Below are 23,416 nucleotides of genomic sequence, written 5' to 3' on the forward strand. Positions count from 1 at the left end.
TCATGGCGCCGGGCTCGCGCAGATTTCCGAGAGCATGCGCAGGCGCCGCTTGGGTTCGCTGACAAACGGATTGCGCTGATCCCAGGCGTAGCCTGCCAGGATCGAGCTGATCATGCGGCGGATGTCGTCCGAACCTTCGGTGTAGAAAATCACGTCCTGGAAGGTACCGGCGTACCAGCCCTCGACATAGCAGCGGAAGGTGTCGACGCCGCGCTTGAGCGGCTCGGCGAACTCGCTTTGCCAATCCACGCTTTCACCTTGCAACTGCCGGTGGAGCACAGCGGCGGCCATGCTCGCCGAGCGCATGGCAATGGTCACGCCGGAGGAAAACACCGGGTCGAGGAATTCCGCAGCGTTGCCCAGCAGGGCGAAGCCTTGGCCGTGCAGGGTCTTGACGTTGGCCGAGTAGCCGCCGATGGTCCGCGCCGGGGTATCCCACACGGCGTTCTGCAGCACGCCGGCCAGGCTTGGGGTTTCATCGATGAAACTGCGCAGGCAGGCATCGAGGTCGTCGGTGCGGCCGGCGAAATGTTCCGCCGCCGCGACCACGCCCACCGAGCAGCGCCCGCCGCTGAACGGAATGGTCCAGAACCACACGTCGCGTTTGCTCGGGTGGGTGGTGATCAGGATCTTTTCTCGATCGAACGCCGGGGCGTCGATGCGATCTTCGATGTGCGTGAACACCGCCTGGCGCACCGGGAAATTCGACGGTGCTTCAAGGTCCAGCAGGCGCGGCAGGACACGGCCATAGCCGCTGGCATCGAGCACGAAGTCGGCCTCGACGCAGTACTCGCTGCCATCTTCGCGCTGCACGCCCAGTCGTGGCTTGGCGAGGCTGAAGTCGGCGCTGGTGATCGCTTGGCCGTAGCGGATCTCCACGCCTTGCAGGGCGGCCTGGTCGGCCAGCAACTTGTCGAAGTCGGCGCGTTGTACCTGGAAGGTCGTGGGTTTGCCATTGCTGAAGGTATCGCCGAAATCGAAGGCGCTGTAGCGCTCGCCCCAGGCAAATGCGGCGCCGTTCTTGCGCTGGAACCCGGCGGCATTCACCGCGTCGAGCATGCCGGCTTCTTCGACGAAATCCAGGCAATGGGACAACAGGCTCTCACCGATGGAGAACCGGGGGAAATGCTGGCGCTCGATGACCAGCACATCGTGGCCCTTGCGCTTGAGCAGCGAGGCTGCGATGGCGCCGGAAGGGCCTGCGCCGATGATGACGACCTGTCGACGTTCCATTTCAACTGTTGGCACTGGAGCTCCTGGCCGGGACGGCAATCGAGGGAATACGGTGGAAACCGGTCACGGCCGGCAGCAATGTGGCGATCAGTCCCATCAGCATCAGCGTGAAGTACAACGCGGGGCTGATGAGCTGTTGTTGCAAGAGCAGATTGAGGAAGACGATTTCACTCAAGCCGCGAATGTTCAGCAGGACACTTTCGCGCCAGCGACTGGCGCCGGCGAATGACGCGGCGGCCCAACCCAGGCCCAGCCAGTTGCCCAGCAGTTTGCTGGCAATGGGCAACAGCAGCAACGCCGTCAATTGCACCCAGTCGAGGCTGCTCATGGCGCTGTGCACGTCGATCTGCACAATGCCGAACGTGAGGATCAGCGGGATCGCCAGGTATGTCTGCAAGCCCTGCATCCAGGCGATATTGAGCGGCAGCCTCAAGGGCACTTTGAGCGCGGCCATGCACAGCAGATAACCAATGCCGACGATCAGTGCATTGAGCCGGTAGTGCTCGGCCACCACCAGCAGGGCAAAGAACACACCGCTGTACAACAATGGCTGGCGCAGGCCAACCAGGCGCAACAGCAACGGCACACAGGCGCCGGCCAACGGCAACAGCAGGCTGCCCAGGTGGAGGCTGCCCTGGGCCAGGCCGAACAGGCTCCAGCAGGCCAGGTCGATCAGGATCGCCGTTTGCACCAGTCGCCGGGTGGCGGCGGGTGGGTAGTCGATGTGACGCAGGTACAGGTACAGCACCGGGATCGCCGTGATCGCAAACAGCAGTCCCACCGCCAGGGAGCTGATCCAGGGCTGGGGCGGCAGCAGCCAGAACGCTGTCGCCAGACCGCAGGCGAATGGAACGACGAAGCTTGGCAGGGCGATTTTCACGCTCTGGCGGTCCAGGCGCAGGTCGATCACGTCGCTGAGGATGTGCCCCAGCAACAGCGCGAACGCGAGGCTGTAGAGGTTCTTCAGCCACACCGGCGATACCAGTTGTACGCCGCTGAGTTGCCAGCCCGGTTCGATCCAGAAATACATCAGCAGCGGCAGGCCGAAGGTCGCCAGCAACAACTGGCTGACAATCGGGATCAACCCGAAGCGAGCGCCCAGGCGTGTGGCGACTGCGAACAGCCCCAGGGCCATGAGCCAGAACAGCAGGGTCATCATTGGGCGGGCTCCGCGACCGTCGCCGCGTGGGCTTGATGTCCCGCCCACGGCGCCAACATGAAGCTGAAGGCCAGCCCCAGGCTCACCGCCAGGCCGAAGTTGCTCACCGCCGGTGTGCTGGACAGCGCCAGCAGGCCGAACGACAGCCAGGTGGTGACCGCCGCCAGGAACGTGCCCAGCAGGCTCACGGCGGCACCGCCGATCTGCTCGCGCATCAGGATCGCGTAGTCGACGCCGATGGCCGTCACCAGCAACAGGCCGAACAGGCTGAACAAGGTCAGTGGCTGTCCCAGCCAGCCGAGGCTCGCCAGGCTGCACAGTGCGGCCAGCAACGGCAATGCCACGATGCGCAAGGCGCCGCCGACACCAAACGGCCAGATCAGCACCAGCACAATCAGCACGCAGGAGGCCAGTTTCAACTCGGCGGCGCTGACCTGCGTGGCGGCGAAGACTCGGTTCAGGTCGCCCAGGCGATCCACCAGTTGTACGCCTGGCAGATCCACCGCCTGTACCCGCAGCAGCGTCGCATCGTTCAAACCTTGCAAGCTGACCACCGCCGCAACGCCTTGCGCTGTTGGTCCGAGCCAGAGTGTGCGATACGGCTCGGCCAACGGACCGACCAGCGCGGCGTCAATGTCGGTCACTGGCAGGGCCTGTAATTGCTCCAGCTCTGCTTGCAGCGCAGCGACCGGGACGCCCAGGTCCAGCAGCGGTTGCCAGAAGGCTGGCAAGCGGGCCAGGGCCTCACGCACTTTCTGCTGTTCGGCGGGCGGACTGACCAGTTGGTTCAGCGACAGGTAGCCCTGGAGCTTTTCCAGGCCGATCAACTGATCCAGCCGCTCGTTGAGGGCGGTCTGGCGCTCCAGCAGTTGGGATTGATCGTCGGCGCGGATCAGGAAGAACTGACTGGTGGGCTGGAAACCGGTGATGCGCGCGATGTCGCGGGCTTCGTCGGTAAGGTGCTGGGGCGTGCCGATCCACTGGCGGATGTCGTTTTTCGTGGTCAGGTGCCAGAGCCCACCCGCGCAGAACGTCAGCAACAACATCAGCAGGACCGGCGTGCGTACCCGTTTCAGCAGGGCTTCGCGGGCCTTGAGCAGGTATTGGCAGACCTGGAGCGGCCATTGGGCGGGGCGCAACTCTGCGCCCTTGAGCAGCGCCGGCAGCAGGCAGACGGCGCTCAGGTAGGCGCCCACCAGCCCGGCGGCGGAAAATATCGCGATCTGGGTCAGGGCCGGGAACGGTGTCCAGGCCAGGGCCAGGTAGCCGATGCAGGTGGTCACAAGGCTCAGGCTCAGCCCCGGCAGGGTCAGGCGCAAGGCCGGCCAGCTGCGCCAGGGCTTCAGGCTCCAGCTCTTGGACAGGTAGTGCAGCGGGTAGTCCACGGCTACGCCAATCAGGCTGGAACCCAGGACCAGGGTCATGACATGCATGCGGCCAAACAAGGCCACGCAGGCCACCGCGCCAAACAGCACGCCCACCAGCACCGGCACGAACGCCAGCCATACGCGCAGGCGCCGGAAGGCCAGCAACAGCAGCAGCAAGATGCCGACGGTCGCGCCACCGCCGACCCAGGTGATTTCCCGGGACGCCTGTTGCTGGCCGCTGGCGGCGTACAGCAGGCCGCTGGCCGCCAGCAGTTGACCTTGGGCCTGGTTCGCCTGGTCGCGGCTGCGTTGCAGCAGCTCGGCCACTTGCAGCGGCAGGTTCATGTCGAAGGCGTTGCCCTGGGCGCGGGCCCGCAGCATCACCCAGCTTTTACCGTCGGCATCGGCGACCAACGCACCGCTGCCGATGTCGAACTTTATCGCGCCGCGCTGTGGCTGGCTGTTCTGGATGCGCCCGGTCAGGCCCAGCCAGTCGTCCTGGTTCGGCACCAGGCTGAAGCCGCTGAACGGATCGAACAGAGCCTGCACCCGTTGTTGGATGAACGCCTGGGGCTGCTCGATCAATTGCTCCCGGTCCGCCGCCGAGAGCATCGCCAGCCTCCCGTTGAGCAATTGCGCGCGCAGCGCCGGCAAGTCGGCCTGCAACGTCCATTGCACCTTGTCGAACAGACCGCTGGCCTGCCATTGCTCGCCGAGGGTTTGCGCCAGGGCGATGGCTTGCTGGCGATCGGTGTGACCGACCAGCACCAGCACTTCGCGGTTGAGCGGCTCCTGCATGCGTTGTTCGGCGATGAGCTCCAGGGCATCGGGCGACGTGCCCGGCACCAGCTCCATGAGATTGGCCGACAGCGGCGCGCCGTTACGCCATTGCCAACCGGCGAGCGCGAGCACTGCCAGCAGCAGGATCAGGAACAGCCGGGGCAGCATCCGTTCACTCGGCAAAATCATGTTGCTCCGCTTCGCTCAAGGGTTGTGTGCTGTTGCTGTCCTGCATGCGCAGCACGGTACTGTCGCCTTGGGTTTCCAGCAGTTCGATGCGCTGCACCAGTTCGCCGCCGTCGATGTTGATCTGGTTGAAAACCTGTTTGAGCAGCACCGACCGCGGGGTCAGGGTGAGCTTCCATTGTTGCGGCTCGCCCGACAGGCTCAGTTCGAAATCCCGTTGCAGGCCTGTGCTGTCTCCTTGCAATACCGCCAGGAACAAGCGGTTCTGCTCGGCGCCGGCGCTCTTGTTCGGCAGCATCTGCCAGGCGTTACCGTCTCGCCGGGCGATGCCCTGGGCGGTGATGCGGTAGTCCTGTTGCAGCGGGGTTTGCAGCAGCCACAGCAGCCCGTGGTTTTTCGCCAGCACGAAGCGTCCCTTGCTGGTGAGGGGCTGGGGCAGGGCGCGCAGGTGTTTTTCCTGGATGAACTGCCCGTGGATCACTTCCGGGCGGGCCAGTTGGTCGCTCAACTGTTGCAAGTCGAACGCCTGGGCCACGGGTGCCAGGCAGCACAGCAACAGCCAGGCTGACAGGCGCTTCATGGCAGTTTCCTTTCCACGGCTTCGACAAAGACCCGGGGCGAGGCCAGCAGCATTTCGCGACTGGCGAGGTCCACGGCCACTTGCACCGAACTGGCACGGGTCAAGCGGTCGCCGGTGGTTGCGTCGCTGATCAGGTAATTGATCTTCAGCCGGTTTTCCCACTCCACCAGGCTGGCGCGCACGGTCAGGGCCTGGCCGAACATGGCGCTGCGCACGTAGCGCAGTTGCAGGTCGATGATCGGCCATGCGTGGCCGGATTCGAGCATGTCGTTGTAGTTGTGGCCGATCAGGTCGAGCAAGGCGCAGCGGGCCACTTCCAGGTATTTGACGTAGTGGCCGTGCCAGACCACGTTCATCGAATCGACATCGAAAAATGGCACCACGATGTGCGTGTCGACGTGCAAGACACCTTGGTTACGCATGCAGCCTCCAGTGTTGGTTGGCGATGCGTTGCAGGCACAGGCGCAGTTCACCTTCCAAGGCGCGGTCCTCGATCACTGGCGGGAAATCCTCGGCCAGTTGCTCGTGCATGGCGGCCAGGGCCGGTGGCAGTGGGCGGGCGTCTTCGGCACGGCTGCGCAGCCACACGCCCTGGTTGGCGGCCAGCAAGGTGGCGGCGGCGACTTGTTCGGTCAGCTCCAGTACGCGGATGGCGTCGCGGGCGGCGATGGTGCCCATGCTCACCTTGTCCTGGTTGTGGCACTCGGTGGAACGCGAGAACACGCTGGCCGGCATGGTGTTTTTCAGGGCTTCGGCGGTCCAGGCACTGGTGCCGATCTGCACGGCCTTGAAGCCATGGTTGAGCATCGCCCGGTCGGCGCTGGCGCCGGACAGGTTGCTTGGCAGGCCATGGTTGTAGCGCTCGTCCACCAGCAGCGCGAGCTGGCGGTCCAGCAAGTCGGCGACGTTGGCCACCAGGTTCTTCAGGCTGTCCATGGCGAAGGCGATATGCCCACCGTAGAAATGCCCGCCGTGCAGCACGCGCTCGGCTTCGGCGTCGATGATCGGGTTGTCGTTGGCACTGTTGAGTTCGGTTTCGATGAACGCGCGCAGCCAGCCCAGGCTGTCGGCCAATACCCCAAGCACATGGGGCGCGCAGCGCAGGGAATAGCGGTCCTGCAGGCGATGCAGCGGCGCGGTTGGAGCGTCGATCGCCAGGTCCTTGCGCAGCCACGCGGCGACTTGCATCTGCCCCGGGTGCGGCTTGGCGGCGAACAGGCGTTCGTCGAAGTGTTCCGGGTTGCCTTGCAGGGCGACGACGTTCAGCGCGGTGATGCGCGTCGCCAGTTGCAGCAGGTAGTCGGCGCGGGCGAAGGCCAGGCAGGCCAGGCCGGTCATCACGGCGGTGCCGTTCATCAGCGCCAGGGCCTCCTTGGGCCGCAGCACCAGCGGGGTCCAGCCCAGTTCGCGGTGCACATCGGCGGCCAGGCGCCGTTCGCCACGGAACATCACTTCCCGCTCGCCCGACAGCGTTGCGGCAACGTAGGACAGCGGCGTCAGGTCACCGCTGGCGCCCACCGAGCCTTCTTCCGGAATCAGCGGCAGGATGTCGTGTTCGAGAAAGGCCTGCAGGCGTTCCAGCAGTTCCACCCGCACCCCCGACACGCCGTGGCACAGCGACTGCAGACGCGCCGCCAGCACCGCACGGGTGGCCTGGGCGTCGAGCAGCTTGCCCAGGCCGCAGCCGTGGAACGTGTACAGGTGACGCGGCAGGGCCTCGACGTGGTGCAACGGCACGGCCACCACGCAGGAGTCGCCGTAACCGGTGGTCACGCCGTAGATAACGCCTTCCTTGTCCAGCAAGGAATCGAGGAATTGCGCACCCTTGGCGATGCGCTGGCGGAACGCCGGGTCATCCTGCAACTGCGTCGGTGCCTGACGGTTGGCCAGGGCCAGCACATCTTCGATGCGCAAGGGGCGTTCGCCGAAGGTTACCGGCTCAAGAGTGGGCATCGTCATCGGTCTTCCAGAAAGGGTAAAAGTTGAACCACTGTTGGGGGCCTGGAGGCAGTATTGCGCCAGACGCTCGGCATAGCGGCCAGCCCAGTGGGCGATCACTTGCTCGCGGTCGTTGCGTTTCCACACCACGGCATCGGCGAAAGGTTCGAGGGTGACGCGATAGCGCCCCTCGTGCTTGAGGCACATCAGCAGGTTGACCGGGCATTTCAGCAGGCCGGCCAGTAGCCAGGGGCCCTGGGGAAAGGCGGCCGGGTGGCCCATGAAGTCCACGGTCACGCTGCGCCCGCCGTGCAGCGGTACGCGGTCGCCGGCAATTGCCAGCCACTCGCCGCGCTCCAGGCGTTCGCTCAACTGCAACATGATCACCGGGTCCAGCTCGCTGACCTGGATCAGCCGCAGATGCGTGGCACCGGCTTCGCCCAGCAAACGGTTGAACTGCTCGGCGTGCTTGGTGTGCACCAGCACGTTCATGGTCACTTTCTCGCCTAGCTCGGCCAGGGCCCGGCACATTTCCAGGTTGCCCAGGTGCGCGCCCACCAGCATTTGCCCGCGGGTGTCTCGCAAGTGATTGCGCAGCAGCGCCTTATCGACGATTTCGATCTGGTCGATGCTCAGCTTGCCGTTCCAGACGTCGAGCTTGTCCAGCAGGGAGTCGGCAAAGGCCATGAACTGCCCGAACACCCGCCAGCGGGTCGGGCGCAGCTCGGGACGTGCGCTCCAGTCGGCCAGGCGCTGCTGATATTGCCAGGCCGCCTGGCGCGCGCTGCGGCCGAAAATGAAGAAGTACAGGACGATGCCGTACAGCACCGGGGTCAGCAAGCGCCGGCCGAGCACCTTGGCGGCGACTGCGGTGAGTTTCATCAGCCAGAAACTGCCGCGCTCCTGGCGGTCGGCCCAATGTTGCTTGTCTTGCTGAAGGCTCATGCCCGCCACCGTCGCCAGAGAATCAGGGGAAAGCGCACGAGCATGCCGAAGAACAACCGGGTGTGCATGCTGGAAATCAGCACGTTGTCGTGGAACAGGCGAAAGTGCGAGACCCCGTCCTGGGGGTAGTGGACCCGCGTGTGCAGCCAGTGCATCGGCTGATTGCGCCAGGCCAGGCGCACGAGGATGTCCGAATCGAAATCCATGCGCTTGCCGATATTGGCCGAGTCGATCAGCGCCAGGGTCGGTGCCAGCGGATAGACCCGAAAGCCGCACATGGAGTCGCGGATTTGCAAGGACAGGCTGTTGATCCAGACCATCACGTGGGTCAGGTAGCGCGCGTACAGGCGACCTTTCGGCACGCTGGCGTCGTAGCGCGGATAACCACAGATCACCGCGTCCGGGTGGGCACGGGATTGTTCGATGAAGACTTTCACGTCGCCTAGATCGTGCTGCCCGTCGGCGTCCACCTGCAAGGCGTGGCTGAAACCCAGGCGCGAAGCCTCGCGCAGGCCGGTCATTACCGCGCCGCCCTTGCCCTGGTTGACCGCCAGCCTGACCAGATGAACCCGCTCGCCCTCGGCCAGCCGATCGAGCACGGCGGCACACGCCGGGCTGCTGGCGTCATCCACCAGCACGCAGGGCAGGCCGTTGGCGAGCAACGCCTGGACCACCGTCGAGATGGCGGTTTCATGGTTGTAGACCGGTATGACGGCGCAGGGGTTATGCATGCTCATCCCTTTCCCCCAGCACAATCCGCCCGCTGGAGCAGGCCGCCGTGTCATTGCGGTAGGCGAAGTACAGCTTGCCGCGCTCGCGGTCGAAGCGCAGGTGCAGTTGGATTTCATCGCCGGGGCGCACCAGTTGCTGGAATTTCAGCACTTCCATGCCGACAAACCGGGGCGGCAGGTCCAGCAATTGACGGCCCAGGCTCAAGGCCCAATCGACCTGCACCACGCCCGGCAGTACCGGCGCGGTGGGGAAGTGGCCGCTGAAGTACGCCAGGTCTGGCGGCACGACCAGTTGCAGGCTCCACTCACCGTCGGTTTCGACGTGTTCCAACACTTCGGGAACCTTGGGCCGTGGCGCCATCAGCAGCGCCTCGACTTCGGCCTGGGGCAGCTTGCCCTGGGGGTTGAGCGGCAACTGCCGCAACCAGCGCCAGCGCCGTGGCAGGGCGAGGGTTTCGCAATGTTCGCTCAGGTGCCGGCGCAGGCCTTCGGTAACGGCGCGCCGGCCCTGGTTGCGCAAGGCTCGCAGGCCGGCGTCGCTCAGCACCAGCAGTGCGCCGAGGGAGGCGCGGTTCTCCTGCACCACCCCCAGCCGCGCTTCGCTGACCCAGTCGTGGGCCACCAGCGCTTGTTCGAGCATCGGCAGGGAGATGCGTTTTTCTTCGAGCTTGACGATACGGTCCAGTCGCCCGAGCAACTCAAAGCGCCCATCTTCGGCGATTCGTGCCGCGTCGGCGGTGTGTTCCACATGCCCGGCCGGCAGATAGGGCGAGGCGATCAGCAAGGCGCCGTCGCTGTCCTGGCTCAGTTCGACGTCGGCAAAGGGTTGCCACAATCCGCTGCCCTGGCGCCAGGCGATGCCGCCGGTTTCCGAACTGCCGAAAATTTCCGTCGGCCATTGCCCCAGGCGCTGCTGCAAGCTTTGCGCTGCCTCGGGGGGCAAGGCGCCGCCAGAGGAGAACACCCGGCGCATGCAGCTCAAGGCCGGCCAATCGAGGTTGTCGCCCATGCGCTTGAGCAGTGCCGGGCTGGCGACCCAGGCGAAGGTCGGTTGCTCGCGGCTGGCGCGTTGCAGGTCTTCCGGGAAGGCCAATTGCCGACGCACGAACGCACGCCCGGCGCACAGCGGCCACAGCACCCGGAACAGCAACCCGTAGATGTGCTGGGTAGCAACGCTGCCGATCATGCAGGCCGGGCCCAGGTCGGCGCCCCACAGGTGTTCCAGGGCCTGGACCTCGTTGCTTAACTGGCGCAGGGTTTTCTCTATGCGCTTGGGTTCGCCGCTGGAGCCGGAGGTGCACAGGCTCAGCCAGCAGTGATCGAGGTCCAGTTCGGCGGCGTCCATCGGCGCCTGTTGCAAGTTGCCGGGATGTGTATCGCCGGGCTGGTCGGTCAGCCACAGGTCCACGTCCGCCGCCCAGCGCTGGCGTGTCTGCGCTTGCAGGTCGGCCGGAAGCAGGACTCGGACCCCGGCGCGCCAGGCACCGAGCAGGGCGACGGCGAGGTCGGCGGCATCTTCCAGGTGCACCGCCACATGCCGCACGCCCCGAGCTTGCAGGCCAGCCGCCAGGCGCAACGCCGCGTCCCGCAGTTGCGAGTGATTCAGCGCCGGATCGACCGCAACGGCGCGTTCCGGCTGAGCCTTGAGCAGCATCTGCTCAAGTGTTATCCAATTCATGGGCGGCCTCTTACCCGTTGTCGTATGAGCCATTCAATGGCAAACAGCAGCCCCATCAATCCGTAGGAAATCAGGCCGGTGTACAACATCCACCAGCTCAGCGGCGCCCAGAGGGTCAGGGCGGCGGCGAGCAAACCGTTACATAGGAAAAACACACTCCAGGCCACCGTGACCTGGCGCGTATACACCACCGCCTTGGCCGGCAGCTGCGGTTCGCGCAGGCGGGCCAGGCGTTCGATCATCGGCGGGCCGTATTTCAGGCTCAGCACGAACAGCCCGAACATGAACGCGCTGATCAGCACCGGGTACCAGCGCAGCAGGAGCGGGCTGTCGAACAGCGCGAGCAATATACAAAACACGATTGCCGTGGCCGCCATCCAGCGGCTGCCGGCCCCACCCTTGCCAAGCAACGCCCGGGCCAGCCACAGGCTACCCAGCAGCAGCCCGAACTGCCACGGGGCGAAGTGCTCCATGCCGAAATACACCGCAAAGGGGTAGAGCAGGCCCGCCAGCAGCAAGCCGAGGCCAATCAGCCGGGTCATGCGGCCGGTTGAACCAGTCGATAAACTGCCTCGACCACGTCATTGACGGTGCGCACCGACTTGAATTCTTCGGCGGCGATTTTCTTGCCGGTCTGGCGCTTGATGTGGTCGATCAGGTCGACCGCGTCGATGCTGTCGATTTCCAGGTCCTGGTACAGATTCGATTCCAGCGTCACACGCTCAGGGTCCAGCTCGAAAAGCTCGACCAGAGCATCGCGCAGGGTGTGGAAAATATCGTCACGAGTTTGCATGATCCGGTCTCAGGGGCGTTTTGCAGTGACGAAGGCCGCAAGGCTTGCCACATTGCTGAAATGGTTACGGGTGTCCTTGGCGTCGGCGTCTATCTTGATGCCGTACTTCTTCTGGATCGCCAGGCCTAGTTCCAGGGCATCCACAGAGTCCAGGCCCAAGCCTTCGCCGAACAGGGTCTGATGGTCGCCGATGTCGTCGACTTCAATGTCTTCCAGGCCGAGCGCTTCGATGATCAGCTGTTTGATGTCACGGTGCAGATCGCTCATCTTCGGCGAGCTCCTTGATGTAATAGTGATGCAGAAAATCGTTGAGCCTGCGCGAAGCCTGGGGTGGCGGGCCGAGCGCGGCGAACGCCTGTGGGTCTATATCGGCCCCGACGTGAAAACTGAAGTGCACGCGGCGCTGGGGGATGCGATACCAGGGTTCAGCCTTGGTCAGGGTCGTGGGGCAGACCTTGATCGTGACGGGTGTGAGGATTTTCGCACCCCGCAGGGCGATGGCCGCCGCCCCCCGATGAAAGGCCGGCACCTGGCCTGGCTGGGTGCGCGTCCCTTCGGGGAAGACGATCAGCGTCTGGCCCTCTTGCAGGGCGTCGCTGGCGGCATCGAGCATGTCCATGCTGCCGTCGTTGCTGATGTATTGGGTCGAATGCAACGGGCCCCGGGTAAAGGGGTTGTCCCAGAGGCTTTGCTTGACCACGCAGTTGGCGTCGCGCACCAGCCCGATCAGGAACACCACGTCGATCAGCGACGGGTGGTTGGCAATGATCATCTGCCCGGGGCGCCCGAGTCGTTCGGCGCCATCGATTTTGTAGGTGAGCACGCCGGTGCGGGCCATGAACCGGATAAAGAACCAGAACAACCGCCCAACCGTGCGGCGGGCCCTTTGGCGGTGGGCCTGGGCATCACCGGGCCACCAGGCCAGCAGCGGGAACACCAGCAAACGCAGGCACAGCCCGCCCAGCCCGAACAGGGCGAAGCTTGCAGCGGTCGCGATCAGGCGCCAGTAATAGGCGTCGCGATGTTTCCCGGTCACCGGTTGCGTTGCCAGGTCCATACACGATTCTTCCAGGCATGTTGGCAGGTGGTTTTGTCGTCCAGCAGCGTACGCAATAGATCCAGGGCATGGGGCCAGTCGCTGCCCGGCGATTGGCCGGCCTGCGCGCACAGGTCCAGTTGCCAGTCATCGCCCGGGGTCAGCAGCAGGCCCATGGCATAGGGAAACGGCACGTCATCGACCCACGGTGCATAGACTTGCGGAGGTTGTTCTTCGGTGATCACCAGCAGCACCGCAGGCGACCCTTCGTTCAACAGCGCGACGGCCTCCAGCACGCCGTGTTCCAGGCCATCGCCAGTGGCGGCCAGGGCGGTCATTTCGCTGGTTTCGCCGCGCATGATCGACCACAGGCCAATCACCGCGTTGTGCACCGACAGACTGAATTGGGTCGGCGACAAAGGCTGGTCGGCTGCCAGGTCCTTGAGAATCTCAAAAGTGCGCGGGGTTTCGCCGTGGCGGGAAATAAAGACCAACGGTAGGTCCGGCCGGCCCTCGGCCAGCGGCCAGCCAACACTGAAGGCCATCCGCGCCAGGCGGCTGAGGCGCCGGCGCTGCATGGCCGGCAGGAACGAAACGTCAGGGGCGGCATCGCTGGCCGGCAATACGACCGGCTGTCGGCTCCATGCCTGCCAATCGTCCACGCTTTCGAGCCCAGGGGCCCATGCGCGCCATTGGGCGATATTGAAATTGATCACAAAAATTCATCCCACCCCTGCGGGCTTTTATTGTCACGGTTCAGTGGCTTGACCCGCGTCCATCCCTGCATGGTCTTGAGACCCAAGTGGCGCGCATTATCCCGGTGCGACTGGCTTGTAGCAAATATTGGTTACATTTTGCCCAACGAAATGTACGAGTTGGTCCGCTCAAGGCCAGGCTTGGACCATTGTCGCGATCATCATGAGCCTGTCTGTCGGTTGTTTCTGTCACGGTCTGGACGAATTGACGCCTGAATCGTTGGAAAAGCCACTGTTGCTTGTAGTCCTTCTACGCAGAAGGTAGCTAAGCGGTGTCGCTGCCTACTACACTCGGGAATCTTTGATACACGGAGGTTTTGACATGCGGCGTGTGGTGTTCAATCAGAAAGGTGGCGTGGGCAAATCCAGTATCGCCTGCAATCTGGCGGCAGTGAGCGCCAGCGAAGGCTATCGCACGCTGTTGGTGGACCTGGATGCCCAGGCCAACTCCACTCAATACCTGACTGGTTTGACCGGCGATGACATTCCCATGGGCATTGCCGACTTCTTCAAGCAAACCCTGTCGTCCGGGCCGTTCTCGAAAAAGAACAAGGTGGATATCTACGAAACGCCGTTCGACAACCTGCACGTGATCACCGCCACGGCGGAGCTGACGGATCTGCAGCCCAAGCTTGAGGCCAAGCACAAGATCAACAAGCTGCGCAAACTGCTTGAAGAGCTGGAGGAAGATTACGACCGGATTTACCTGGACACCCCGCCCGCACTGAATTTCTATGCGGTTTCAGCATTGATCGCCGCCGATCGGGTACTGATCCCCTTCGACTGCGACAGCTTCTCCAGGCAGGCGCTGTATGGCCTGCTGGCGGAAATCGAAGAGCTCAAGGACGACCATAACGAAGGCCTGGAAGTCGAAGGCATCGTGGTCAACCAGTTCCAGGCCCGGGCCAGCCTGCCGCAGCAGATTCTCGACGAACTGATCGCCGAAGGGCTGCCGGTATTGCCGGTGTACCTGAGCAGTTCGGTGCGCATGCGCGAATCCCACCAGGCCAGCCTGCCGCTGATCCACCTCGACCCACGGCACAAGCTGACCTTGCAGTTCATGGAGCTGCATAGCCTGCTGGAAAGCGCCTGATCTGGCCTGTGTAAAACCAATGTGGGAGCAACTGTGTGGGAGCAAGGCTTGCCCGCGATGAAAACGCCGCGGTCTCTTGAGGACCGCAGCGCCTGGATCGCGAGCAAGCTTTGCTCCCACAAAGCCCGCTCCCGCATGAGCGATTTGATTCAAATCCCCTGGCTGCGCAACCAAGCCATCAACTGCGGCAACGGCAGCGCCCCACTCTGGCGCGCCACTTCCCGGCCGTTCTTGAACAGGATCAGGCTGGGAATCGAGCGGATTCCCAGCTGCGCCGATAATTGCTGGTTGGCCTCGCTGTCGAGCTTGGCCAAGCGGCATTTGCCCGACAGCTGCGTAGCGGCTTGTTCGAACACGGGCGCGAAGGACTTGCACGGCCCACACCAATCGGCCCATACATCCACCAGCAATGGCAGGTCGCCTTTGATCTGGCTGGCGTAGTCGCCTTGCTTGAGTTCGAACGGTTTGCTCAATAACACCTGGGCCTTGCAGCGCCCGCACTTGGGCTGGTCGCCCAGGCGTTCGGCGGGTATGCGATTGAGCCCGTTGCAATGGGGGCAGGGGATCAGCATCAGGTCAGTCTCCAGAAAATCATGGGTACAGATTGAACACTATATAGAAACCACCACAAAAACTTGTGGGAGCGAGCTCGCTCCCACAGGGGTAAATCGGTGTGGCTGTTATTTGGCGTTGGTCAGCGTGTTGTAGCTGGTCATCAGGTTGCGGTAGTCCGGGATGTGGTTGGAGAACAACGTCGCCAGCCCTTCCACGTCGTTGCGCCAGTCGCGGTGCAGTTCACAAGCCAGGCCGAACCAGGTCATCAACTGAGCGCCCGAGGACGACATGCGGTCCCAGGCCGATTGACGGGTCAGTTCGTTGAACGTGCCGGACGCATCGGTAACCACGAACACGTCGAAACCTTCGGCCAGGGCCGACAGTGCCGGGAAGGCCACGCAGACTTCAGTAACCACACCAGCGATGATCAGTTGCTTCTTGCCGGTGGCCTTGATGGCCTTGACGAAATCTTCGTTGTCCCAGGCGTTGATCTGGCCGGGGCGAGCGATGTACGGCGCGTCCGGGAACAGGCTCTTGAGCTCGGGCATCAACGGGCCGTTGGGGCCGGTTTCGAAGCTGGTGGTGAGGATGGTCGGCAGCTGGAAGTACTTCGCCAGATCGGCCAGGGCCAGCACGTTGTTCTTGAAACGGTCCGGGTCGATGTCGCGCACCAGGGACAGCAGGCCGGCTTGATGGTCCACCAGCAGGACGGCGGCGTTATCTTTGTCGAGACGGTTGTAGGAAGTGGTCATGGCGTAGTCCTCATTAAGTTTTGGTTGCCGAAGGTGTCGGCGTGGTTAAGGTTTTCAATGTCGGTGTAGCGATGTTCGGTGACTCATCCGGTCGAAGCGCCCCGGCTTCAACCCGTGTTGCGTTTCGAAGGGTGTAGATTAAAACTGGCACCTTTGATGCGCTAGACTGCAAAAATCCGCCTTAGCGTTCTATTTGGAGAACGATCATCGAAGACCTCAACACGCTTTACTACTTCACCCAGGTGGTCGAGCACCGTGGGTTCGCCGCTGCGGGCCGGGCGCTGGACATGCCAAAGTCCAAGCTCAGCCGGCGTATCGCCCAGTTGGAAGATCGGCTCGGGGTACGCTTGCTCCATCGCACCAGCCGCCACTGCACATTGACGGAGATCGGCCAGGCCTATTACCAGCGCTGCCTGGCGATGCGGGTCGAAGCCGAGAGTGCAGCGGAAGTGATCGAGCGCAATCGCTCCGAGCCCCAAGGGCTGGTGCGCATCAGTTGCCCGACGGCACTGCTCAACAGTTGGGTCGGGCCGATGCTGACCCGCTATATGCTCAAGTATCCGCGGGTGGAGTTGTTCATCGAGAGCACCAACCGCCGGGTGGACCTGATCCATGAAGGGTTCGATATCGCCTTGCGGGTACGCTTTCCGCCGCTGGAAAACACCGACATGGTCATGAAAGTGCTGAGCAACAGTACCCAGTGCCTGGTGGGCAGTCCGGCTTACCTGGAGCGCTTGTCTTCACCGGCTTCCCCGGCAGACCTCAACGGCTTGCCCAGCGTGCATTGGGGCGCGGCGCAGCGTGAATACCAGTGGGAATTGTTCGGCCCGGACGGCACCCGTGCGCTGATCCGCCATGAACCGCGCATGGTCACCGACGACCTGCTCGCCCTGCGTCACGCCGTGCTGGCCGGCATTGGCATTGCCCATCTGCCCACCGTGGTGGTCCGCGAAGACATAGCGGCCGGCCGGCTGGTGGAGCTGGTGCCGGGCTGGACACCCAAGTGCGGGATCGTCCATGCGATCTTTGCTTCACGACGCGGGTTGCTGCCGTCGGTGCGTACGCTGATTGATTTTCTGGCCGAGGAATTCAGTCAGAGTGATATGGCGTAGGGCAGACTCCCTTGAGTGAGCGTGCTTCTGTGGGAGCTGAGCTTGCTCGCGATGAACGATAACGCGGTCTTCCGGTAGGTCGAGGGTGCCTTCATCGCGAGCAAGCTCAGCTCCCACAGGCTGTTCACCGACCTTCCTTCCGGGGTTCGCCAAAGTTATCCAAGGCTGCCATTCATCAGGTGCGCCGCACTGAAAAGGTGTCACGGCCTCAAAAAGACACCACGTATCTGTTTGCAGACTCAGGAGGTCCCATGAGCCATCCTCAAGACCCAGCCACTCCCCAGGCAGTGGACAACCCCAACGACGACGGCTTCGTCCTCGGCACCGCCGGTCGCGACGAAGACCCCAACGCCGCCCCTTCTTATGCCATCGATCGTCGCCACGACCGGGACGAACTGACCCCTGAAGACGCCCGCGGCATGCCCGGCTATCCCGAGGAAAAGCCAGCGGCCAAACCCAAGGAGAAGGGGGGTGAAGAGGCAGAGCCGGGGATCGAGACGCCTGAGCAGGGGAACGATAAGGTTGGATGAGCAGGACTCATATCTGCTCACATTTCTTACCGAGGCCTAAAGCTTTTGGCGACTAGGCTGGAAACCAGCAAGAGCTAACCATTTGTCTAACTGGCGCTATCGCAATTTGCGATGCGCCAGATTTGTGTTTAACTTCCCCATAGCAAAATGCGATAAGGACGTTGCATGCATGTGATCACTGAGAAACGCATTTGGGAGGCCAAGGATAAATGGCCACATTCAGCGAATGCGTTGGATCAATGGTATCGGCTGATCAAGCGCAATAGTCCGGCTGATTTCGCGGCGATGAAATCCATATTTCCGGCAACCGATAAGGTCGGTCCGCTGCATGTGTTTGACATCGGTGGAAACAAGTTGCGGCTGATTGCGGTGATTCGATACCGAGCGCAGCGTCTGTATATCAAATGCGTGCTTGACCATCGGGAATACGACAGAGGCAAGTGGAAGGAGGAAAAGGGATGAGTGCACTGATCGAACAAGTCGCCGCCCATTGGGAGTTTGTGTCGCCCCTGCTGCGTAAGCCCAGGAGCGAAGAGGATTACGACCGGTTGGTTGCAGCGCTCGATGAATTGTTGGAGTTGGTTGGCGAAGAAGAAGCCCATCCGCTGATGAGCCTGGTGGACATCATCGGTGAATGGATCGAGGCCTGGGATCATCAACACCGGCCGATGCCCAAGGCCACTGGTGTTGAGGCGCTTCGTTATCTGATGCGCGAACACGGTTTGAGCCAGAGCGATTTGCCGGGCATAGGCGCCCAGTCGGTGGTATCGGAGATATTGAGCGGCAAGCGCCAGCTCAATTTAAGGCAGATCCGCTGGTTGGCGGAGCGCTTCGGCGTATCGGTTGAGACCTTTATTTGATGGCTTGGCGCGCTAACTGTGGCGAGGGAGTGGCCGCCGCGTCTTCGACGCTGCGCTGTCGCGCAGGGAACTAGAGCGACATCCACGAGGTATCTGTTTTTGATCGTTCCCACGCTCTGCGTGGGAATGCATCCCGTGACGCTCTGCGTCACACCCCAGAAGCGGAACGCGGAGCGTCCCTGGCGACATTCCCACGCAGGAGCGTGGGAACGATCAATATGTGTTTTCAGCCTTAAAAATCACATGGTTGCAATTTGTTCCATGAGAGCCTGCTCCCGCTCGGCTCTGTAGGAGCTGCCGAAGGCAGCGATCTTTTGATCTTTCGCTTGGGATTCAAGTGTCTGGGGAAAGATCGCAGCCTCGTTGCACTCGACAGCTCCTACAACGCTGCCCAGCGGGAGCAAGCTCCCTCGTCACAGGGTCATGTGTTTGGCGGCAAGGGTTACGACGAGCAACTGATCTCCAGATGCTTGCCCCACTCCGGCGGACGTTGCGCGTAGCTGTCCATGCCCGGTTGTTCCTCGAACGGCTTGCTCAGCACTGTGTGCAGGCGGCGGACTTCTTCGTAGTCGCCGGATTCGGCGGCGTCGATGGCTTTCTGCGCCAGGTAGTTGCGCAGCACATACAGCGGGTTCACCGCGTGCATCCGGGCGCGGCGCTGGTCTTGCTCGACAGCGCCGTCGCGGTTGACGCGGGCGATGTAAAGCTCGCCCCAGGCATCGAATCCCTTGAGGTCGACGAAGTCATCGCGCAGGGTGGCGATGGCTTGCTCGGGGGCTTGGTCGCCCAGCCGGCGGAAGAACAGGCTGTAGTCGACGCCGCTGTTCTGCATCAATTGCAGCAGGCGCTCCAGCAGTTTCTGGTCATCCTCCTCGGCGCGGGTCAGGCCGAGGCGGCGGCGCATCAGGTCCAGGTAGTGGGCCTGGTATAGCGGCAAGTACAGGCCAAGGGTCTCACGCAGGGCTTCGACGCTGATGAACGGCGTCAAGGCCTGGGCCAGGGCGCTGAGGTTCCACTGGCCGATGGGCACCTGGTTGCTGAACGAGTAGCGGCCCTGGTCATCGGAGTGGTTGCAGATGAAGTTGGCGTCGAAGTCGTCGAGGAAGGCGAACGGCCCGAAGTCGAAGGTGATGCCCAGGATCGACATGTTGTCGGTGTTCATCACGCCGTGGCAGAAACCGTAAGCCTGCCATTTGGCAATCAGCTCGGCGTTGCGCTCGACGATCTCGCGGAACATCGCCAGGTACGGCTCCGGTTGTTCACGGCACTCGGCAAAGTGCAGGTTCAACACGTGCTCGGCGAGGGCCGCATGCAGCTCGGGTTTCTTGGTGTAGTAGAAATATTCGAAATGCCCGAAGCGTACGTGGCTGGGTGCCAGGCGCAGCACCATGGCGGCGCGCTCCTGCTTTTCGCGCCACACCGGGGTGTCGGAGCCGATCACGCACAAGGCGCGGGTGGTGGGGATGCCCAGGGCGTGCAGGGCTTCGGAGGCGAGGAATTCGCGAATTGAGGAGCGCAACACCGCGCGCCCGTCGCCCATCCGTGAGAACGGCGTCTGGCCGGCGCCCTTGAGGTGCAGGTCCCAGTGTTCGCCGGCCTCGTTGTACACCTCGCCCAGCAGCAGCCCGCGGCCATCGCCCAGTTGCGGGTTGTAGTGACCGAACTGATGCCCCGAATACACCATCGCCCGGGGCTCGTTTTCGGCCCAGAGCTTGTGGCCGCCAAAGATCTCGGCAAACAGCGGTGCCTCGGCTTCCACCGGGTCCAGGTCCAGCAGCGCCATGGCGGCCGGGCTGGCGACGACCAGTCGCGGATTGTCGATGGGCTCGGGCAGCACGTGGGTCGATAAACCGTCGCCCAGGCGGGCGAAGCGGTTATCGAAGGTCAAGGTTTCCAGCGTTTTCATGGCCGTCTCCGGCGCGCCGCCCTCAGGCAGCGCGCATCAGTCGAGTGTGTCTTGCGGCGGCTCGGGCACCGGTTTGATGTTGGCTACGGTCGAGGGCACGGGCGTGAGGGTCTTCTTATCAGGCTCGGCGGGCACCAGTTTGTATTCCTGGCCTTGCAGATTCTTCAGATAGATTTCCATCTGCCGGAAGGAGATGTTGATGTGCTCCTTCTTGAACTCACGGTTGATGAACCGGTTGATCTCGTCCAATACCGGGTTGCGGTCGCCGAGGTCGCGCACGTGCATGCGCAGCTCATGGTCCAGGGTACTTTCACCGAAGTTGAGAAAGTACACGATCGGTTCCGGTTCCTTCAGCACACGTGGGTTCTCGCGGGCGGCCTTGAGCAGCAATTCGCGCACCCGGTCCAGGTCCGAACCGTAGTCCACGCCCAGTTTCAGGGTTACCCGGGTGACGGTGTCGGTCAGCGACCAGTTGATCAGTTGCCCGGTGATGAAGGTCTTGTTCGGGACGATGATGTCCTTGCGGTCGAAGTCGGTGATGGTGGTCGCCCGAATGCGGATCTTGCTGACCGTGCCCGACAGGTTGCCGATGGTGATGGTATCGCCGATGCGCACCGGACGCTCGAACAGGATCATGATGCCGGAGATGAAGTTGGCGAAGATCTCCTGCATGCCGAAGCCCAGGCCCACCGACAGCGCGGCCACCAGCCATTGCAGTTTGTCCCAGCTCACGCCCAGGGTGGACAGGGTGGTGACGAAACCGACGCCGGCGATCACATAGGACAGCAGCGTGGTGGTGGCATAGGCACTGCCCTGGGCCAGGTTCAGTTTCGACAGCACGAACACTTCCAGCAGGCCCGGCAGGTTGCGCGCCAGGGCGAAGGTGATGCCGATGATGATCAGCGCCCCGAGCATGTCACCGATGCTGATGGGCACCATGCTCATGTTCGCGCCAGTGCCGCTGGTGTATTCGTAGAGGGTGATGTTGTCCAGGTACGAGAACACGCTGATCAGGTCCGACCAGACCCAGTACAGCGCGGCGATGAAACCGCCCAGCAGCGCCAGGCGAATCAGGCGCAGGGACTGCTCGTTGACCTTTTCGATGTCGAGGGTCGGTTCCTCGACCACCGCTTCGCCGTCGCCGGCCTCCTTGGCGGCCTGGCGCTTGGCCAGGGCACGCTGGTAGGCCAGGCGCCGCGCCGCGACCGACAGGCCGCGGACGAAGGTGGCCTCGATCACCAGCCAGAACATCAGCAGGTACAGGGTGTTGATCAACCGGTCGCTGAGCTTCAGCGCGGTGTAGTAGTAGCCGAAGCACACCGCCACGAACAGCGCGATCGGCAGGGCGGTGAACAGCACCCCGACCGCCTTGCGGAACAGCGAGGTGTTCTTGTGTGTAGGGCTGCTCAGCAGCAGGCGGCTGAGCAACCACGCCATCAACGCGTAGCAGGTCAGCACCACCGGCATGCCCAGCACGTCGTCGGCCAGGGCCGAGGGTTGCAGTTCGGCCACGGCCACCACGGCTACCAGCGCCAGCACCACCAGCCCGAGGCGGCGGATCCAGCCCTGGAGGAATTCGACCTGGGGTTTCTCCCAGCGGAAATGCAATTCGGCCACGCCGCCGGGGGCCAGTACTCGATAGGCCGTGTAGAACACCAGCCAGGCTTGGCCGATCTGCAGCAGCGCCGCGCCGAGGTTGGCGTTCTGGCCACGAGCGTCGATCTGCAGGGCGTAGCCGCACAGGGCCAGCGCCAACGCCAACGGCATCGCCAGGAGAATATTGATCAGGATCGCCTGGGGCGTGTGCCATTGGCTGTCGCGCTTGAAGTGGCCAACGTCCTGGTGAACCTTGTTCAGTCGGGCATAGAGACTCTTGCGCCGCCACAGCAACGCACCGATCAGCAGCGCCAGGGGCAGGAACAGCAACGGCCGTTGGGTCAGGCCATCGGCCAGCTCACTGAGGCTCGAAGCCCAGGGCAGTGAGTCGATCTGTTTCTCCAGGCGCAGCGGCACGCCGCGCATCCAGTCGAAATCCAATGGTTTGTTGCTGGGGATCCAGAACATCTGCTCTTCAAGGGTCTCGCGCAGGTTTTGCGCGGTGCTGAGCAGTTGTTTCTGGTTGAGCTGCAGGGTGATGGATTCGTTGAGCACTGCGCTCAATTCGCGGTTCAGGCGTTCCAGCAGGTCGACGCGGGTCAGAGCCAGTTCCAGCAAGGTCTTGCGCAGTTGCGGTGTGGCTTGCTCCGACGGCTGGGAGGCCAGCAGGCTGTCGACATAGGCGCTGGGATTGTTCAGCAGCTCGCGCTGTTGGCTGACTTCGAACTGGTACAGGCGGATGTCGGCGATCTGGTCGGCCAGGTTCTGGTCCAGCTTCAGGCGCGGCAGGGTCTGGCGTTGCTTGTAGAGGATCTTGGAGAGCAGCAGGCTGCCCTTGAGCACGCTGATCTGCTCGTCCAGGGCGGCGTCGGTCTGGGTGACGCTGTCCAACAGTTGCTTGGTCTGCAGGTTCTGCTGGGTGACCTCGTTGAGGCGGTCGGTGCTCTTGAGCAGGTAGTCGGAGAGCTTCAGGTTGGCCGCGCTTTCGGTTGCCAGCAGGCTGCTGCCGCCGGCCTTCTGGGCTTCGATGGATTGCTGGGTCACCGTTTCCTGGGACTGGGCCAGGCGCTTCTGGTTGATCAGGTTTTGCAGGTCCTGGATTTCCTGCTCCGTGCGGGCGATTTTTTCCATCAGCAAATCGTGCTGACCGTTGCCCAGGTCCTGCAGTTGGCTGTTGCCGGCCAGCTCCTGGCGGCGCAGCGGAATCAGCGCATTGAGCGCCGCCAGCTCGGCGTTGAGCTGGTCGCGCTGCTCGGCGCTCAGGGTTTTGCCAGCGTCTCGGCCGGCCTTGAGGATGGCGTTGATCTGCTGGATGCGGGTCTGGCTGTTGGAGATTTCCGCCTGGGCCCGCTCGGGGCGGGTCTGGGCGGTGATGATCAGACTGTTGGCGTCAGCCAGGGCTTTTTGCAGGTCACCCTGCTGGGTGGAGCGATCCGTGAGCATTTGCTCGAGCTGGGGAATTGGCAGGTTGGCGTAGCGTTGCGCCACCGGCACCACCGTGGTGCCCTTGAGCCGCGCCAGTTCGCGCTGGTTCTCGATGTTCTGCTTGGGCGCAGTGGCCAGTTGCTGTTTGAGCGCCTGCAGCTTCTGTTCGTAGTCGGCCTTGTTGCTGAGCTGGGTCAGCGTGTTCTGCAAGATCGCCTGCAGGGCTTTCTGCTCGGCTTCCGGCAGTTTGCGGTCGGCGATTTTGTCCAGGCTGGACTGCACTGAAGCGCTGGCGGGAAGGTCAGCGGCTTGCAGTGTGCAGACGGAGAGACTCAGGCCCAGCAGGGCGATGGCGAAAAAGGAGCGCAGGGTAGGCATAAAGACCGGTCGAGCAAGTGAGAGTGGG

22 protein-coding genes and 1 pseudogene are annotated in these 23,416 nt (G+C 63.1%); 5 read left to right on the forward strand and 18 right to left on the reverse strand.

Annotated features, from left to right (window positions below; all coding sequences use genetic code 11):
* From KI235_RS02400 to KI235_RS02465, 14 genes and pseudogenes are all read right to left on the reverse strand, one after another.
* A complete protein-coding gene (locus KI235_RS02400) occupies positions 1–1,248 on the reverse strand; it encodes an NAD(P)/FAD-dependent oxidoreductase (RefSeq protein WP_060613206.1) in 1,248 nt (415 codons plus the stop codon).
* A complete protein-coding gene (locus KI235_RS02405) occupies positions 1,235–2,392 on the reverse strand; it encodes a sodium:proton antiporter (protein WP_212795472.1) in 1,158 nt (385 codons plus the stop codon). The genes KI235_RS02400 and KI235_RS02405 overlap by 14 nt, the downstream gene beginning before the upstream one ends.
* Entirely contained in the window at positions 2,389–4,728 is a 2,340-nt protein-coding gene (locus tag KI235_RS02410; protein WP_038859601.1) for a membrane protein, read from the reverse strand. The genes KI235_RS02405 and KI235_RS02410 overlap by 4 nt, the downstream gene beginning before the upstream one ends.
* Positions 4,712–5,305 (reverse strand): outer membrane lipoprotein carrier protein LolA, encoded by a 594-nt coding sequence (locus KI235_RS02415; protein ID WP_212795473.1) that lies wholly within the window; start codon positions 5,303–5,305, stop codon positions 4,712–4,714. Before KI235_RS02415 ends, KI235_RS02410 begins: the two co-directional genes overlap by 17 nt.
* A complete protein-coding gene (locus KI235_RS02420) occupies positions 5,302–5,727 on the reverse strand; it encodes an acyl-CoA thioesterase (protein WP_212795474.1) in 426 nt (141 codons plus the stop codon). The genes KI235_RS02415 and KI235_RS02420 overlap by 4 nt, the downstream gene beginning before the upstream one ends.
* Entirely contained in the window at positions 5,720–7,264 is a 1,545-nt protein-coding gene (locus tag KI235_RS02425) for an aromatic amino acid ammonia-lyase (protein WP_038859600.1), read from the reverse strand. The genes KI235_RS02420 and KI235_RS02425 overlap by 8 nt, the downstream gene beginning before the upstream one ends.
* Positions 7,245–8,188, reverse strand: a pseudogene (locus KI235_RS02430) (glycosyl transferase). The gene KI235_RS02425 and the pseudogene KI235_RS02430 overlap by 20 nt, the downstream one beginning before the upstream one ends.
* Complete coding sequence (locus tag KI235_RS02435; protein WP_003197035.1) at positions 8,185–8,919, reverse strand: glycosyltransferase family 2 protein; 735 nt, start codon at positions 8,917–8,919, stop codon at positions 8,185–8,187. Before KI235_RS02435 ends, KI235_RS02430 begins: the two are co-directional and overlap by 4 nt.
* Positions 8,912–10,597: an AMP-binding protein gene (locus tag KI235_RS02440; protein ID WP_212795475.1), complete on the reverse strand. Its 1,686-nt coding sequence runs from the start codon at positions 10,595–10,597 to the stop codon at positions 8,912–8,914. Before KI235_RS02440 ends, KI235_RS02435 begins: the two co-directional genes overlap by 8 nt.
* The gene (locus KI235_RS02445) at positions 10,594–11,139 is read right to left on the reverse strand and encodes a hypothetical protein (protein ID WP_003197038.1); all 546 of its coding nucleotides are present in this window, start codon (positions 11,137–11,139) and stop codon (positions 10,594–10,596) included. The genes KI235_RS02440 and KI235_RS02445 overlap by 4 nt, the downstream gene beginning before the upstream one ends.
* Positions 11,136–11,390, reverse strand: a complete 255-nt coding sequence (locus KI235_RS02450; RefSeq protein WP_003197040.1) for an acyl carrier protein — start codon at positions 11,388–11,390, stop codon at positions 11,136–11,138. Before KI235_RS02450 ends, KI235_RS02445 begins: the two co-directional genes overlap by 4 nt.
* 9 nt (positions 11,391–11,399) lie before the next feature.
* Positions 11,400–11,657, reverse strand: coding sequence for a phosphopantetheine-binding protein (locus tag KI235_RS02455; RefSeq protein WP_003197042.1), 258 nt, complete (start codon positions 11,655–11,657; stop codon positions 11,400–11,402).
* Positions 11,638–12,447: a lysophospholipid acyltransferase family protein gene (locus KI235_RS02460; protein WP_003197044.1), complete on the reverse strand. Its 810-nt coding sequence runs from the start codon at positions 12,445–12,447 to the stop codon at positions 11,638–11,640. The genes KI235_RS02455 and KI235_RS02460 overlap by 20 nt, the downstream gene beginning before the upstream one ends.
* Positions 12,423–13,148: a beta-ketoacyl synthase chain length factor gene (locus tag KI235_RS02465; RefSeq protein ID WP_027911932.1), complete on the reverse strand. Its 726-nt coding sequence runs from the start codon at positions 13,146–13,148 to the stop codon at positions 12,423–12,425. Before KI235_RS02465 ends, KI235_RS02460 begins: the two co-directional genes overlap by 25 nt.
* Before the next feature lie 355 nt (positions 13,149–13,503).
* Between KI235_RS02465 and KI235_RS02470 the strand changes: the two genes are divergently transcribed.
* Positions 13,504–14,274, forward strand: coding sequence for a ParA family protein (locus tag KI235_RS02470; protein ID WP_003197050.1), 771 nt, complete (start codon positions 13,504–13,506; stop codon positions 14,272–14,274).
* 149 nt (positions 14,275–14,423) lie between these two features.
* Here KI235_RS02470 and trxC read toward each other — a convergent pair whose 3' ends face one another.
* Positions 14,424–14,846 (reverse strand): thioredoxin TrxC, encoded by a 423-nt coding sequence (gene trxC / locus KI235_RS02475; protein ID WP_003197051.1) that lies wholly within the window; start codon positions 14,844–14,846, stop codon positions 14,424–14,426.
* A gap of 108 nt (positions 14,847–14,954) precedes the next feature.
* The gene (gene ycaC, locus KI235_RS02480; RefSeq protein WP_003197053.1) at positions 14,955–15,581 is read right to left on the reverse strand and encodes an isochorismate family cysteine hydrolase YcaC; all 627 of its coding nucleotides are present in this window, start codon (positions 15,579–15,581) and stop codon (positions 14,955–14,957) included.
* A gap of 206 nt (positions 15,582–15,787) precedes the next feature.
* Between ycaC and KI235_RS02485 the strand changes: the two genes are divergently transcribed.
* From KI235_RS02485 to KI235_RS02500, 4 genes are all read left to right on the forward strand, one after another.
* The gene (locus KI235_RS02485) at positions 15,788–16,693 is read left to right on the forward strand and encodes a LysR family transcriptional regulator (protein WP_193384111.1); all 906 of its coding nucleotides are present in this window, start codon (positions 15,788–15,790) and stop codon (positions 16,691–16,693) included.
* 251 nt (positions 16,694–16,944) lie between these two features.
* Positions 16,945–17,223: a hypothetical protein gene (locus tag KI235_RS02490; RefSeq protein WP_003197057.1), complete on the forward strand. Its 279-nt coding sequence runs from the start codon at positions 16,945–16,947 to the stop codon at positions 17,221–17,223.
* A 165-nt stretch (positions 17,224–17,388) separates the two neighbouring features.
* A complete protein-coding gene (locus KI235_RS02495) occupies positions 17,389–17,685 on the forward strand; it encodes a type II toxin-antitoxin system HigB family toxin (protein WP_003197059.1) in 297 nt (98 codons plus the stop codon).
* Positions 17,682–18,083: a transcriptional regulator gene (locus tag KI235_RS02500; RefSeq protein WP_003197061.1), complete on the forward strand. Its 402-nt coding sequence runs from the start codon at positions 17,682–17,684 to the stop codon at positions 18,081–18,083. Before KI235_RS02495 ends, KI235_RS02500 begins: the two co-directional genes overlap by 4 nt.
* Positions 18,084–18,525: 442 nt before the next feature.
* Here KI235_RS02500 and selO read toward each other — a convergent pair whose 3' ends face one another.
* Both selO and mscK read right to left on the reverse strand, forming a co-directional pair.
* Positions 18,526–19,989 (reverse strand): protein adenylyltransferase SelO, encoded by a 1,464-nt coding sequence (selO, locus tag KI235_RS02505; RefSeq protein WP_212795476.1) that lies wholly within the window; start codon positions 19,987–19,989, stop codon positions 18,526–18,528.
* A 36-nt stretch (positions 19,990–20,025) separates the two neighbouring features.
* Complete coding sequence (gene mscK, locus KI235_RS02510) at positions 20,026–23,388, reverse strand: mechanosensitive channel MscK (protein WP_003197066.1); 3,363 nt, start codon at positions 23,386–23,388, stop codon at positions 20,026–20,028.
* Positions 23,389–23,416: the final 28 nt, after the last annotated feature.

The organism is Pseudomonas sp. St386, assembly GCF_018325865.1.
Lineage (GTDB): Bacteria > Pseudomonadota > Gammaproteobacteria > Pseudomonadales > Pseudomonadaceae > Aquipseudomonas > Aquipseudomonas brassicacearum.

Excerpts from the sequence above, each read along its gene's own strand:
- KI235_RS02470 (WP_003197050.1), top strand. The coding sequence starts at position 13,504 with ATGCGGCGTGTGGTGTTCAATCAGAAAGGTGGCGTGGGCAAATCCAGT.
- KI235_RS02490 (WP_003197057.1), top strand. The coding sequence starts at position 16,945 with ATGAGCCATCCTCAAGACCCAGCCACTCCCCAGGCAGTGGACAACCCC.
- KI235_RS02415 (WP_212795473.1), bottom strand. The coding sequence starts at position 5,305 with ATGAAGCGCCTGTCAGCCTGGCTGTTGCTGTGCTGCCTGGCACCCGTG.
- KI235_RS02445 (WP_003197038.1), bottom strand. The coding sequence starts at position 11,139 with ATGACCCGGCTGATTGGCCTCGGCTTGCTGCTGGCGGGCCTGCTCTAC.
- trxC (WP_003197051.1), bottom strand. The coding sequence starts at position 14,846 with ATGCTGATCCCCTGCCCCCATTGCAACGGGCTCAATCGCATACCCGCC.
- KI235_RS02435 (WP_003197035.1), bottom strand. The coding sequence starts at position 8,919 with ATGCATAACCCCTGCGCCGTCATACCGGTCTACAACCATGAAACCGCC.
- KI235_RS02450 (WP_003197040.1), bottom strand. The coding sequence starts at position 11,390 with ATGCAAACTCGTGACGATATTTTCCACACCCTGCGCGATGCTCTGGTC.
- KI235_RS02460 (WP_003197044.1), bottom strand. The coding sequence starts at position 12,447 with ATGGACCTGGCAACGCAACCGGTGACCGGGAAACATCGCGACGCCTAT.
- KI235_RS02425 (WP_038859600.1), bottom strand. The coding sequence starts at position 7,264 with ATGACGATGCCCACTCTTGAGCCGGTAACCTTCGGCGAACGCCCCTTG.
- KI235_RS02500 (WP_003197061.1), top strand. The coding sequence starts at position 17,682 with ATGAGTGCACTGATCGAACAAGTCGCCGCCCATTGGGAGTTTGTGTCG.
- mscK (WP_003197066.1), bottom strand. The coding sequence starts at position 23,388 with ATGCCTACCCTGCGCTCCTTTTTCGCCATCGCCCTGCTGGGCCTGAGT.
- KI235_RS02495 (WP_003197059.1), top strand. The coding sequence starts at position 17,389 with ATGCATGTGATCACTGAGAAACGCATTTGGGAGGCCAAGGATAAATGG.
- KI235_RS02410 (WP_038859601.1), bottom strand. The coding sequence starts at position 4,728 with ATGATTTTGCCGAGTGAACGGATGCTGCCCCGGCTGTTCCTGATCCTG.
- KI235_RS02420 (WP_212795474.1), bottom strand. The coding sequence starts at position 5,727 with ATGCGTAACCAAGGTGTCTTGCACGTCGACACGCACATCGTGGTGCCA.
- KI235_RS02405 (WP_212795472.1), bottom strand. The coding sequence starts at position 2,392 with ATGATGACCCTGCTGTTCTGGCTCATGGCCCTGGGGCTGTTCGCAGTC.
- KI235_RS02440 (WP_212795475.1), bottom strand. The coding sequence starts at position 10,597 with ATGAATTGGATAACACTTGAGCAGATGCTGCTCAAGGCTCAGCCGGAA.
- KI235_RS02455 (WP_003197042.1), bottom strand. The coding sequence starts at position 11,657 with ATGAGCGATCTGCACCGTGACATCAAACAGCTGATCATCGAAGCGCTC.
- ycaC (WP_003197053.1), bottom strand. The coding sequence starts at position 15,581 with ATGACCACTTCCTACAACCGTCTCGACAAAGATAACGCCGCCGTCCTG.
- selO (WP_212795476.1), bottom strand. The coding sequence starts at position 19,989 with ATGAAAACGCTGGAAACCTTGACCTTCGATAACCGCTTCGCCCGCCTG.